Raw genomic sequence first — 11,703 nt, 5'->3', positions numbered from 1 at the left:
TAAGTTGGTATCTTCAATTGTTATAGAGAACAGCGTCTTAACGTTGGCGGATCTCGTTTGGTAATAAAATTGTTTGGCGATTGCCATCGTCATAAGCGTAGACTTCTTGTGGGAAATTGTAAGAATAACCGAAAGGCAAATCAATCCCCATCTCAACTTCACTGCCTTCTTGCGAGAAGTGCATCGTGACTTGACCGTTACGGTTAATTAAATCAAAACTCAAAATATTGTCCAATGGGATTAATCCCTTTAAATCTAAGTCAATGATATACCAGATACTATCAATCAGCTCACCGGGTAAGCTGGACACCACACCGACAGAGGCGTAACGACTTTTCTTTGAATCAAATGTTTCTAACATAGATTTTTCCTCCTTTAGTTGGAATCACTTACTTAAAGTATAAGTAAGCCTTGTAGTGCTTTATTGTAATTCTTTTTAACAAAAAAGACCACTTTTTTTACTTGGAAGATAAGAAAAAGTAAAATTTTTGATCGAGCAGCAGACTCATTTTTGACAGAAGAAATCAAAAAAAGCGTACCGAAAAATCGGTACGCCGTGTTTAACCTTATTCTTCAGTTGCTTTACCAATCACTTCGGGTTCTGCACCATCAGCTGCGGCATCTTCTTCAGGAAGTTCTTGCGCTTCTTGGATAGCCACGATTTGTTCCTCAGGGTTAGTGAGGATTGTGTAATCTGCATTTTTAGCTAAGTCGCCGATTGAAATTGAATCACCGATTGCTAAATCAGAAATATTTACTTCGATGTTTTCAGGTAACTTGTCTGGTGTTGCAGAAACGATTGCTGTGTAAAGCGTTTGAGCCAAGACGCCACCAGCTTTGACACCAGCTGCTTCTCCGACTAAAGTAATTTCTGTTTCAGCTTCTGCTTCTTCAGACATGTTTACTGATAATAATTCAACGTGCGTCAAATGACGAGTAAATGTGTCTACTTGAGCTTCGCGCAATAAAGTATTGACTTTTTTTCCGCCAATTTCAATAGCAAAAACAGTGTTTGCGCCATTTTCACGTAATAATTTTGAAAATTCGCGTTCGTCGAATGAAATCGGTGTACTTTCGATCTCGTAGCCATTAACAACTGCGGGAACTTTTCCTTCGTGACGTAACTGGTTGCGAATGGAACGGGGACGGATTGCTCTTTCTTCTACTTTCAATGATACTGCCATAACCAAATTCCTCCTTAAAATGTGACTGCCTGTGGTTGTTCAGACAGATTTTATTTAAGTGACGGGTTATTCTCAGCACAATGGCTTTGCGAAAAAAACGCAAAAAGACAGTCGTATACACAACTGTCCAAAAAAGTCTGATTACAACTTTCTCTACCAGGTCATAACGCTGTGTATGAGAAACCTTTGACACCGGAGTGTCGATTCACTTAATTATACGAATTAACTCGTATGTTTTAAGTGTAGGGCTCCTTTTAGGAAAATGCAAGGAAAATCCCTTTTATTTTTAATCAAAAATAATAAAAAAAGTTTTTATCAATGATCGAAGACACGTGTATCCTTGCTGGAAAGGTTGTCTTTTAGCGGAATTCGGGTATAATGAGTCCGATTGATTTAAGGAGTTGCGAGCATGCGGTTAGACAAATTGATTGAGCATCATTTAAAGACAACGCGTAAAGAGCAAAAACGTCTGTTTCTAATGAAAAAGGTTTTTGTCGACGGACAAATTGAGTTGAATCCACAGCGGAATGTTGACAGTCAGCTACATAAAATCCAAGTTGCTGGGAAAAACTTGACTACACAGCAGGTGTATTATCTATTGAATAAACCGGCTGGAGTGGTAACGGCTAAAAAAGATTCTACGTTCCAAACGGTGACAGAATTAATAGCAGCTACAGATCGCCCGGCCGATTTGTATCCAGTCGGACGTTTGGACCGTGATACGACGGGCTTGCTGTTGTTAACGGATAATGGTCAGTTAGGATATGATCTTTTGCAGCCGACTGCTAAGGTGAGCAAGACGTATCAAGCCATAGTCAATGAACAAGTCACGGAAAAGGATGTCGCTGCTTTTGCCGCAGGGATTACCTTTCATGGTGGGGTGCGCTGTCAACCGGCTCAACTTCAGATCTTGCAAGCGAAGCCGGGTGCGTCGAATGTTTTGCTGACAATCAACGAGGGAAAATTTCATCAAGTCAAAAAAATGTTTTTGGCTTGTGGAAAAAAAGTAACCAGTTTGAAACGTCTTTCAATGGGACCTTTGATCCTGCCACCGGAACTAGCTGAAGGTGAGTATCGCTCCTTGACACTCGCCGAGTTGCAACAATTAAAAGTATATTTTAGATAGAAGGTAAGAAGATGAAATATAAGACAATCCTATTTGATATTGATGATACTTTATTAGATTTTCAAGCTGCTGAAGAGCAAGCGCTGAGCTGGCTTTTCCAAGATATGGGCGTAGAGCCTTCAGTAGTGGTCAAGGATCATTATAAAAAAATGAACCAAGGTTTTTGGCGGGAGCATGAAGCCGGCCGATTATCACGGCAAGACTTGTTAGACAATCGTTTTCGTTTGTTTTTTGAACAATATGAACGCGAAGTTGATGGGCGACAGACGGAAGCCCGTTACCGACAGTATTTGAACCAAGGGTATCAATTGATGGCCGACAGCTTAGAAGTTGTCGAAAATTTAAGTAAAAAAGAAGAGCTGTATATTGTGACGAATGGGGTCTCTGTCACACAACATCAGCGACTGAAGAAATCGGGGTTAGCGCCTTATTTTAAGAAATTCTTCATTTCTGAAGAGCTAGGTGTCCATAAACCGATGAAAGCATTTTTCGATATTGTATTTTCGGAAATTCCGCAATTAGATAAGGAGAAGACGGTAATTATTGGTGATTCACTAACTTCAGATATCAAAGGCGGACAAGTCGCTGGGATCGATACGATTTGGATGAATCCACAAGGAAAAGTGGCAAATGAGATTAAACCGACCTTTCAGATTAAAAAATTGACCGACCTCTATCAGATTTTAGAAGAATTTTAGGTTTTTGATAGCAATTTGATCCTTTTTCGCTATAATAGGACTAATGAAAAACGAAAGAGGTTTTACTTGCATGAAAAACAAGCCGATCATTATTGGTGTAACGGGCGGTTCAGGAAGCGGAAAAACGAGTGTCAGTCGCGCGATCTTCAATCGCTTTCCGAATCATTCCATCATGATGTTAGAGCACGATTCCTATTATAAAGATCAAAGCGATATTAGTTTCGAAGAACGGTTAAAAACAAATTATGATCATCCATTTGCTTTTGATACGGATCTATTGATTGAGCATTTAAAAGAATTGACTAACTACCAGCCAGCGGAAGTTCCAATCTATGATTACGTGGCTCATACCCGCAGTGATGAGGTGTATGTTCAAGAGCCGAAAGAAGTGATTATTTTAGAAGGTATTCTGATTTTAGAAGATGAGCGGTTACGTGATTTAATGGATATTAAAATTTATGTCGATACGGATGACGATATTCGGATTATTCGTCGGATCAAACGTGATATGCATGAGCGTGGTCGGACGTTAGAATCAGTCATCGATCAATATTTAACAGTGGTGAAACCAATGTATCACCAATTTATCGAACCAACGAAACGATATGCGGATATCATCGTGCCAGAAGGCGGAGAAAACCATGTAGCTATTGATTTAATTGCCACGAAGGTTGCAAGTTTTTTAAATCATGAGTAAAAAAGAACAAGCCAGGAATTTTCCTGACTTGTTCTTTTTTGATGCGGCCGAGAAGACTCGAACTTCCACGGTATTGCTACCACTAGCGCCTGAAGCTAGCGCGTCTGCCAATTCCGCCACGACCGCGAAGAAATTACTTATCTATTTTAGCACAAAAAATCGATTGTGCCAGTGCTAACCCAGCTAAGTATCAGAAAAAATCCCGACTCATCAACTGAGCCGGGAAAAATTTTATAAGTAGTATTTTTTAGCGACGGTTAAGTCATCGTTCAAGTCGTAAACTAAAGGTTGACCTGTTGGGATTTCTAAGTCCATGATATCATCGTCAGAAATGCCTTCGATGTGTTTAGCTAATGCACGTAGTGAGTTACCATGAGCAGCTACTAAAACAGTTTTACCATCTTTCAATGCAGGAGCGATTTCATCTTGCCAGAAAGGTAACGCACGTTCCAAAGTAACTTTTAAGTTTTCGCCACCAGGGATGTCGCGAGGGTCTAACATTGCATAACGACGATCTTGAGCTGCTGAACCTTCGTCAGTTGCTTCCATTAATGGAGGTAATACGTCGTAAGAACGGCGCCAGATGTGAACTTGTTCGTCACCATATTTTTCAGCGGTTTCTTTTTTGTTCAATCCTTGTAATTTACCATAATGACGTTCGTTTAAGCGCCAAGATTTGATTGTTGGTACCCAAAGTTGATCAGAATATTCTAAGATTAGATCACATGTTTTGATTGCACGAGTTAAAACAGATGTATAAGCAACATCAAATTCAATTCCTGCTTCTTTAATTTTACGTCCGCCTTCTTTTGCTTCTTCGACACCTTCTGGCGCCAAATCAACGTCTGCCCAGCCTGTAAATTGGTTCAATTTGTTCCATTCACTTAAGCCGTGACGAGAAAAAACTAATTTTGGCATATTATTCTCTCCTTTTGAAATTTCTGAAATTTTCAATTCCTGATTCATTGTACAATGTTTCGGCCGTGATTTCCATTAAATTGAGTTTGTTTTTCCGGAATTTTCCAGCTTTAAAGAGAATTTTAGCAAATTATTTAGCTTAAACCGTCAAAATTTTTGGTCCTTCTGAAGTTCCGACGATAACCCGTGAGATCATATCGATGAATAAGCCATGTTCGACTACACCGACACAAGTGTCTAATTCCTCTGCTAACGCACGGGGATCTTCAATAACCTCTAAGTGTAGATCAATAATGTGGTGACCGCCATCAGTATTCAGCAGTTCGCCATCTTCTGTTTTGCGCCAAGTTGGATGGTACCCTTTTTCTTCAAATAAACGGAAAACATTGTGGCTGCCAAAAGGAACAACTTCAACCGGTAAAGGAAAATTGCCTAGCTTGTTAACCATTTTGCTTTCATCTACGATCCAGATGCAGTCTTTTGAATAAGTAGCTACGACTTTTTCAAAGAGTAAAGCGGCGCCGCCACCTTTGATTCCTTGAAAATCATCACTGATTTCGTCTGCGCCATCAATTGTAAGATCGACCGACTCAACATCATCGATTGCTTTTAACGGAATACCTAACGCTTTGGCTTGTTCTTCAGTTTTTGACGAAGTTACTACACCAGTAATTTTTAATCCTTCTTCATTAACTCGCCGACCTAATTCCTTCACTAAATAGTAAGCCGTTGATCCAGTCCCCAGACCGACGATCATACCGTCCTTGACAAATTTAGCTGCTTCAATCCCAACTAGCTCTTTCAAATTCATAGAAAAATCCCACCTTTTACTAAGTTACGTCTATTGTAATCGCAAGAAAGGGAAAAAGATAGCCTTTACAGTGAAAAATACTAAAATGGTGAATGCGTTTTATCTGCTGCTGTAACATAGGAATGCTTCGGAAAATAAAATTTCCCTAATTTGAAATAAGCTAACTAAAATCCGACGATTATCAGCGAGAATAAAAAAGTCTGAAGTAGGTTGTTGACAGCGAAAATCAATCATGGTATGCTATCAAAGGTGCTTTGTGAACAGGTCTCTCTTATGGAGACGTGCTGACTGTGTCGAAGTACACTTGATAGCGAATGCAGGGATGCATTATTTTTTATCGCCGAAAAAGAACCACCAGGATGTGTGGTACTAGAAAGCGGATCGAGGAAGGAGGAAACAAGGAATGCCTACAATTAACCAATTAGTACGTAAACCTCGTAAATCAAAGGTGGAAAAATCAAATTCACCAGCATTGAATAAAGGATATAACAGCTTTAAAAAAGCTCAAACAAACGTGAACTCACCACAAAAACGTGGAGTTTGTACACGTGTGGGGACTATGACACCTAAAAAACCTAACTCAGCGTTACGTAAGTATGCTCGTGTTCGTTTGTCAAACTTGATCGAAGTAACAGCTTATATTCCAGGTATCGGCCATAACCTACAAGAACACAGTGTTGTTCTATTACGTGGTGGACGTGTAAAAGATTTACCAGGGGTACGTTACCATATCGTTCGTGGTGCACTAGATACTGCCGGTGTTAACGATCGTAAACAAAGCCGTTCTAAATACGGTACTAAAAAACCTAAAGCTTAATCAAACGAATAGATAAAGACATATTTTCGGAAGGAGGAGTTACGTATGACTCGTAAAGGAACTATCGCAAAACGTGATGTTTTGCCAGATCCTATGTATAACTCTAAGTTAGTAACTCGTTTAATCAACCGAGTAATGGTTGACGGTAAACGTGGTACTGCTTCAAATATCGTATACAACGCTTTTAGCACAATCAAAGAATCAACAGGAAATGATCCATTGGAAGTTTTCGAACAAGCAATGGAAAACATCATGCCTGTATTAGAAGTTAAAGCTCGCCGTGTTGGGGGTTCTAACTATCAAGTCCCTGTTGAAGTACGTCCAGAACGTCGTACTACTTTAGGTTTGCGTTGGGTTGTAAACTTCGCTCGTTTACGTGGCGAACATACAATGGAAGAACGCTTGGCGAAAGAAATCATGGATGCAGCTAACAACACTGGTGCTTCTGTGAAAAAACGCGAAGATACACACAAAATGGCGGAAGCCAACCGTGCATTTGCTCATTATCGTTGGTAAGATTTTTCCTGCTGGCGAAGGTCAGCAGAATGTCTGGCCCAACAATGTTAACTTAATTTAAGAGAGGAGCAAACAAAGAAATGGCAAGAGAATTTTCTCTAGATAATACTCGTAATATCGGGATCATGGCTCACGTTGACGCTGGTAAAACAACAACAACAGAGCGTGTCTTATACTACACTGGTAAAATCCATAAAATTGGAGAAACCCACGAAGGCGCTTCTCAAATGGACTGGATGGAACAAGAACAAGAACGTGGTATCACAATTACTTCTGCTGCTACAACAGCGCAATGGAAGGGTCACCGCGTAAATATCATTGATACACCAGGACACGTGGACTTCACAATCGAAGTTCAACGTTCATTACGTGTACTTGATGGTGCAGTTACTGTATTGGACTCACAATCAGGTGTAGAACCACAAACAGAAACTGTATGGCGTCAAGCGACAGAATACGGCGTTCCACGTATCGTATTCTGTAACAAAATGGACAAAATTGGTGCTGACTTCCTATACTCAGTAAGTACTTTACATGATCGCTTACAAGCAAACGCTCATCCAATCCAATTACCAATTGGTGCGGAAGATGATTTCACTGGAATTATTGACTTAGTCAAAATGAAAGCAGAAATCTACACAAACGATTTAGGAACTGAAATTCAAGAAACTGAAATTCCTGAAGAGTACAAAGCGCAAGCTGAAGAATGGCGTGAAAAATTAGTTGAAGCAGTTGCTGATACTGATGAAGACTTAATGATGAAATTCTTGGAAGGTGAAGAAATCACTGAAGAAGAATTAAAAGCGGGTATCCGTAATGCTACTTTAGCAGTAGATTTCTATCCAGTTTTATGTGGTTCAGCCTTCAAGAACAAAGGTGTTCAATTGATGTTGGATGCAGTCATTGACTATCTTCCAGCACCTACTGATGTACCTGCGATTAAAGGTTTTAACCCTAAAACTGATGAAGAAACTGAACGTCCAGCTGACGATTCAGCTCCATTCTCATCTCTAGCGTTTAAAGTAATGACTGACCCGTTCGTAGGTCGTCTAACTTTCTTCCGTGTTTATTCAGGTATCTTGAACTCAGGTTCTTACGTACTGAACGCTTCTAAAGGGAAACGTGAACGTATTGGACGTATCCTACAAATGCACGCGAATACACGTAAAGAGATTGAAACAGTTTATTCAGGCGATATCGCTGCTGCTGTTGGATTGAAAGATACAACAACAGGAGATACTTTGTGTGACGAAAAATCACCAGTTATCTTAGAATCAATTGAATTCCCTGATCCGGTTATCGAAGTTGCTGTTGAACCTAAATCAAAAGCTGACCAAGATAAAATGGGTGTTGCTTTACAAAAACTTGCTGAAGAAGATCCTTCATTCCGCGTTGAAACAAACGTTGAAACTGGCGAAACTGTTATCGCTGGTATGGGTGAACTTCACTTGGACGTATTGGTTGACCGTATGCGTCGTGAATTTAAAGTGGATGCTAACGTAGGTGCGCCTCAAGTATCTTATCGTGAAACATTCCGCGCGGCTACTAATGCAGAAGGTAAGTTTGTACGTCAGTCTGGTGGTAAAGGTCAATACGGTCACGTATGGATCGAATTTACACCAAACGAAGAAGGTGCTGGCTTCGAATTCGAAAACGCAATTGTCGGTGGTGTGGTTCCTCGTGAATACATCCCAGCTGTTGAAAAAGGATTAGAAGATGCGATGGCAAACGGTGTCTTGGCTGGTTACCCATTAGTTGACATTAAAGCTAAGCTTTATGATGGTTCATACCATGATGTCGATTCAAATGAAACTGCCTTCCGTGTAGCTGCTTCTATGGCGCTACGTGCTGCTGCGAAGAAAGCTAGCCCATCAATCCTTGAACCGATGATGAAAGTTACGATTACTGTTCCAGAAGATTACTTAGGTGATGTAATGGGTCACGTGACTGCTCGTCGTGGACGTGTTGAAGGAATGGAAGCACATGGTAACTCACAAATCGTTAACGCAATTGTGCCGTTAGCTGAAATGTTTGGTTACGCAACTACGCTTCGTTCTTCTACTCAAGGACGTGGAACATTCATGATGGTCTTTGACCACTATGAAGATGTACCGAAATCAGTTCAAGAAGAAATCATTAAGAAAAACGGCGGCAAAGCTGAATAATTCTTAAAGGTCGATTGTAGATCACTTGGTTTCTACGAAAAGAGCTGTATTTTTAAAAGTATTTCATGTAAAATAACTAACTGATGATATGGGCTCGCGGTGCGTATGTACCGCGGACCTATCAGATAAAAAAACTAATCTCATATATCTAGGAGGAACATTTTAAATGGCTAAAGAAAAATTTGACCGTTCAAAACCCCATGTTAACATTGGTACTATCGGACACGTTGACCATGGTAAAACAACTTTAACTGCTGCAATTACAACTGTACTTGCTAAAAAAGGCGGAGCGACAGCTATGGACTACGCTCAAATCGATGGTGCTCCAGAAGAACGTGAACGCGGAATCACTATCAACACTGCTCACGTTGAATACGAAACTGAAAACCGTCACTATGCTCACGTTGACTGCCCAGGACACGCGGACTACGTTAAAAACATGATCACTGGTGCTGCTCAAATGGACGGAGCTATCTTAGTAGTATCTGCTGCTGATGGCCCTATGCCTCAAACACGTGAACACATCTTGTTATCTCGTAACGTTGGTGTTCCTTACATCGTTGTATTCTTAAACAAAATGGATATGGTTGATGACGAAGAATTACTAGAATTAGTTGAAATGGAAGTTCGTGACTTATTGTCAGAATACGATTTCCCAGGCGACGACACTCCAGTTATCGCTGGTTCAGCTTTGAAAGCTTTAGAAGGCGACCCTTCATACGAAGAAAAAATCTTAGAATTAATGGCTGCTGTTGACGAATACATCCCAACACCAGTTCGTGATACTGACAAACCATTCATGATGCCAGTCGAAGACGTATTCTCAATCACTGGTCGTGGTACTGTTGCAACTGGTCGTGTTGAACGTGGACAAGTTCGCGTTGGTGACGAAGTTGAAATCGTAGGTATCGCTGAAGAAACTGCTAAAACAACTGTTACAGGTGTTGAAATGTTCCGTAAATTGTTAGACTACGCTGAAGCAGGCGATAACATCGGTGCATTATTACGTGGTGTTGCACGTGAAGACATCCAACGTGGACAAGTATTGGCTAAACCAGCTTCAATCACTCCACATACAAAATTCTCTGCAGAAGTTTACGTTTTAACTAAAGAAGAAGGCGGGCGTCACACTCCGTTCTTCACTAACTACCGTCCTCAGTTCTACTTCCGTACAACTGACGTAACTGGTGTTGTTGATCTACCAGAAGGTACTGAAATGGTAATGCCTGGTGATAACGTAACTATGGAAGTTGAATTAATCCACCCAATCGCGATCGAAGACGGAACTCGTTTCTCTATTCGTGAAGGCGGACGTACTGTTGGTTCAGGCGTTGTAACTACAATCAAAGCTTAATCAACCTTACAAACCAAATTATGCTCGGACGTAAAGAGTCACCGACTTGTCGGTGACTCTTTTTTTATGCAATAAAAAATTTTTCTTTGTATAGAGGGATTAGTGAAGGTTTCGTGTGTTTACTAAAACCAAAAAAAGTGGAACAATACATATTGTTTAGTAACGGAGAGAGAATCAAAATAGGTAGTGGAAAAGGTTGTTTTCTGAAAATGGAACAGAAAAAAGAAATACTGTTAGAAAATCCTTGCAATCGTAGGCCTCATGTAATATAATCATAAAGGTGCTGTTTGCAGAGGTGCAGATATCACTGGGGGGTTCTGAAAAAGAATCCGTCGGCTTTGAAACGAGAGGTTGCGACACGCCCGGACGCTTTGCCACGAACGAGCGTGACGGAGATTTTCGTGGAGCTATGTCTACTTTTAAAATAGGCGAAGGAGGGAACAAGATGGCAAAACAAAAAATTCGTATCCGTTTAAAAGCGTATGAACATGGTATTTTAGATCAATCAGCGGATAAAATCGTGGAAACTGCAAAAAGAACTGGAGCTAGCGTTTCAGGTCCAATTCCATTACCGACTGAACGCAGTCTTTACACTGTAATCCGTGCGACTCATAAATACAAAGATTCACGCGAACAATTCGAAATGCGTACTCACAAACGTCTGATTGACATTGTGAACCCAACACCGAAGACAGTTGATGCTTTAATGAAGCTTGACTTACCATCAGGTGTGAATATTGAAATCAAACTATAATAAGAAGATGGAGGTGTAATCATGACCAAAGGAATCTTAGGGAAAAAAGTGGGAATGACACAAATCTTCACAGAATCTGGCGAACTTATTCCAGTTACTGTTATCGAAGCTACTCCAAACGTTGTTTTACAAGTTAAAACAATGGAAAACGATGGCTACGAAGCTGTTCAATTAGGTTACCAAGATATGCGTGAAGTTTTGTCTAACAAACCTGCGAAAGGTCATGTTGCAAAAGCAAACACGGCTCCTAAGCGCTTCATTCGAGAATTCAAAGATGTTGAGCTAGGAGACTATGAAGTAGGTAAAGAAGTGAAAGTTGATACTTTCCAAGCTGGAGACATCATTGATGTTACCGGAACGACTAAAGGTAAAGGATTCCAAGGCGTTATCAAACGTCACGGACAAAGTCGCGGCCCAATGGCTCACGGTTCTCGTTACCATCGTCGTCCTGGATCTATGGGTCCTGTTGCACCGAACCGTGTATTTAAAAATAAAAAACTTGCTGGCCGTATGGGTGGCAATCGCGTAACAATTCAAAATCTTGAAATTGTTCGTGTTGACGTTGAACGCAACGTTATCTTAGTTAAAGGAAACGTTCCTGGCGCTAAAAAATCTTTAATCACTATCAAATCAGCTGTGAAAGCTAAATAATTAGTTAGAGGA

Annotated in this window: 13 protein-coding genes and 1 tRNA gene; 9 read left to right on the top strand and 5 right to left on the bottom strand. The window is 40.5% G+C overall.

Features of this window, described 5'->3' with window-relative positions; genetic code table 11:
* Positions 1 to 37 precede the first annotated feature (37 nt).
* Both EP1_RS00660 and EP1_RS00655 read right to left on the bottom strand, forming a co-directional pair.
* Positions 38 to 361 (bottom strand): DUF960 domain-containing protein, encoded by a 324-nt coding sequence (locus tag EP1_RS00660; RefSeq protein WP_067621781.1) that lies wholly within the window; start codon positions 359 to 361, stop codon positions 38 to 40.
* Positions 362 to 566: 205 nt separating this feature from the next.
* The gene (locus tag EP1_RS00655; protein ID WP_067621779.1) at positions 567 to 1,184 is read right to left on the bottom strand and encodes a 50S ribosomal protein L25/general stress protein Ctc; all 618 of its coding nucleotides are present in this window, start codon (positions 1,182 to 1,184) and stop codon (positions 567 to 569) included.
* 409 nt (positions 1,185 to 1,593) lie between these two features.
* Between EP1_RS00655 and EP1_RS00650 the strand changes: the two genes are divergently transcribed.
* From EP1_RS00650 to udk, 3 genes are all read left to right on the top strand, one after another.
* Positions 1,594 to 2,310 carry a 16S rRNA pseudouridine(516) synthase gene (locus EP1_RS00650; RefSeq protein ID WP_067621777.1) on the top strand — a complete coding sequence of 239 codons (717 nt, stop codon included), beginning with the start codon at positions 1,594 to 1,596 and terminating at the stop codon, positions 2,308 to 2,310.
* A gap of 11 nt (positions 2,311 to 2,321) precedes the next feature.
* A complete protein-coding gene (locus EP1_RS00645) occupies positions 2,322 to 3,008 on the top strand; it encodes a YjjG family noncanonical pyrimidine nucleotidase (RefSeq protein ID WP_067621775.1) in 687 nt (228 codons plus the stop codon).
* Between the two features lie 70 nt (positions 3,009 to 3,078).
* The gene (gene udk, locus EP1_RS00640) at positions 3,079 to 3,705 is read left to right on the top strand and encodes a uridine kinase (RefSeq protein WP_067621773.1); all 627 of its coding nucleotides are present in this window, start codon (positions 3,079 to 3,081) and stop codon (positions 3,703 to 3,705) included.
* Positions 3,706 to 3,747: 42 nt separating this feature from the next.
* Here the strand turns inward: udk and EP1_RS00635 are convergent.
* The 3 genes from EP1_RS00635 to rpiA form a co-directional block, all read right to left on the bottom strand.
* Positions 3,748 to 3,831 (bottom strand) — tRNA-Leu (locus EP1_RS00635).
* A 105-nt stretch (positions 3,832 to 3,936) separates the two neighbouring features.
* A complete protein-coding gene (gene gpmA / locus EP1_RS00630; RefSeq protein WP_067621771.1) occupies positions 3,937 to 4,623 on the bottom strand; it encodes a 2,3-diphosphoglycerate-dependent phosphoglycerate mutase in 687 nt (228 codons plus the stop codon).
* Positions 4,624 to 4,762: 139 nt separating this feature from the next.
* Positions 4,763 to 5,434 (bottom strand): ribose-5-phosphate isomerase RpiA, encoded by a 672-nt coding sequence (gene rpiA, locus EP1_RS00625; protein ID WP_067621769.1) that lies wholly within the window; start codon positions 5,432 to 5,434, stop codon positions 4,763 to 4,765.
* A gap of 403 nt (positions 5,435 to 5,837) precedes the next feature.
* Between rpiA and rpsL the strand changes: the two genes are divergently transcribed.
* The 6 genes from rpsL to rplC all read left to right on the top strand — a co-directional run bounded on the left by rpsL (position 5,838) and on the right by rplC (position 11,691).
* On the top strand, positions 5,838 to 6,251 hold the full coding sequence (gene rpsL / locus EP1_RS00620) for a 30S ribosomal protein S12 (RefSeq protein WP_010742744.1): 414 nt from the start codon (positions 5,838 to 5,840) through the stop codon (positions 6,249 to 6,251).
* 45 nt (positions 6,252 to 6,296) lie between these two features.
* Positions 6,297 to 6,767 (top strand): 30S ribosomal protein S7, encoded by a 471-nt coding sequence (gene rpsG / locus EP1_RS00615; RefSeq protein WP_016179468.1) that lies wholly within the window; start codon positions 6,297 to 6,299, stop codon positions 6,765 to 6,767.
* A gap of 80 nt (positions 6,768 to 6,847) precedes the next feature.
* Positions 6,848 to 8,932, top strand: coding sequence for an elongation factor G (gene fusA / locus EP1_RS00610; protein ID WP_067621767.1), 2,085 nt, complete (start codon positions 6,848 to 6,850; stop codon positions 8,930 to 8,932).
* Positions 8,933 to 9,098: 166 nt separating this feature from the next.
* Positions 9,099 to 10,286, top strand: a complete 1,188-nt coding sequence (gene tuf, locus EP1_RS00605) for an elongation factor Tu (protein ID WP_067621765.1) — start codon at positions 9,099 to 9,101, stop codon at positions 10,284 to 10,286.
* A gap of 445 nt (positions 10,287 to 10,731) precedes the next feature.
* Positions 10,732 to 11,040, top strand: a complete 309-nt coding sequence (gene rpsJ / locus EP1_RS00600) for a 30S ribosomal protein S10 (RefSeq protein WP_010756438.1) — start codon at positions 10,732 to 10,734, stop codon at positions 11,038 to 11,040.
* 21 nt (positions 11,041 to 11,061) lie between these two features.
* Positions 11,062 to 11,691: a 50S ribosomal protein L3 gene (gene rplC, locus EP1_RS00595; RefSeq protein ID WP_067621763.1), complete on the top strand. Its 630-nt coding sequence runs from the start codon at positions 11,062 to 11,064 to the stop codon at positions 11,689 to 11,691.
* The last annotated feature ends 12 nt before the right edge of the window (positions 11,692 to 11,703 follow it).

It is taken from the genome of Enterococcus pseudoavium NBRC 100491, assembly GCF_001544295.1.
In the GTDB taxonomy this organism is placed as follows: domain Bacteria; phylum Bacillota; class Bacilli; order Lactobacillales; family Enterococcaceae; genus Enterococcus_A; species Enterococcus_A pseudoavium.
Note: the sequence above shows the minus strand (reverse complement) of the source record. Positions and strands in the feature narration are given on the sequence as shown.

Excerpts from the sequence above, each read along its gene's own strand:
- udk (WP_067621773.1), top strand. The coding sequence starts at position 3,079 with ATGAAAAACAAGCCGATCATTATTGGTGTAACGGGCGGTTCAGGAAGC.
- EP1_RS00660 (WP_067621781.1), bottom strand. The coding sequence starts at position 361 with ATGTTAGAAACATTTGATTCAAAGAAAAGTCGTTACGCCTCTGTCGGT.
- EP1_RS00650 (WP_067621777.1), top strand. The coding sequence starts at position 1,594 with ATGCGGTTAGACAAATTGATTGAGCATCATTTAAAGACAACGCGTAAA.
- EP1_RS00655 (WP_067621779.1), bottom strand. The coding sequence starts at position 1,184 with ATGGCAGTATCATTGAAAGTAGAAGAAAGAGCAATCCGTCCCCGTTCC.
- rpsL (WP_010742744.1), top strand. The coding sequence starts at position 5,838 with ATGCCTACAATTAACCAATTAGTACGTAAACCTCGTAAATCAAAGGTG.
- gpmA (WP_067621771.1), bottom strand. The coding sequence starts at position 4,623 with ATGCCAAAATTAGTTTTTTCTCGTCACGGCTTAAGTGAATGGAACAAA.
- rplC (WP_067621763.1), top strand. The coding sequence starts at position 11,062 with ATGACCAAAGGAATCTTAGGGAAAAAAGTGGGAATGACACAAATCTTC.
- tuf (WP_067621765.1), top strand. The coding sequence starts at position 9,099 with ATGGCTAAAGAAAAATTTGACCGTTCAAAACCCCATGTTAACATTGGT.
- fusA (WP_067621767.1), top strand. The coding sequence starts at position 6,848 with ATGGCAAGAGAATTTTCTCTAGATAATACTCGTAATATCGGGATCATG.
- EP1_RS00645 (WP_067621775.1), top strand. The coding sequence starts at position 2,322 with ATGAAATATAAGACAATCCTATTTGATATTGATGATACTTTATTAGAT.
- rpiA (WP_067621769.1), bottom strand. The coding sequence starts at position 5,434 with ATGAATTTGAAAGAGCTAGTTGGGATTGAAGCAGCTAAATTTGTCAAG.
- rpsG (WP_016179468.1), top strand. The coding sequence starts at position 6,297 with ATGACTCGTAAAGGAACTATCGCAAAACGTGATGTTTTGCCAGATCCT.
- rpsJ (WP_010756438.1), top strand. The coding sequence starts at position 10,732 with ATGGCAAAACAAAAAATTCGTATCCGTTTAAAAGCGTATGAACATGGT.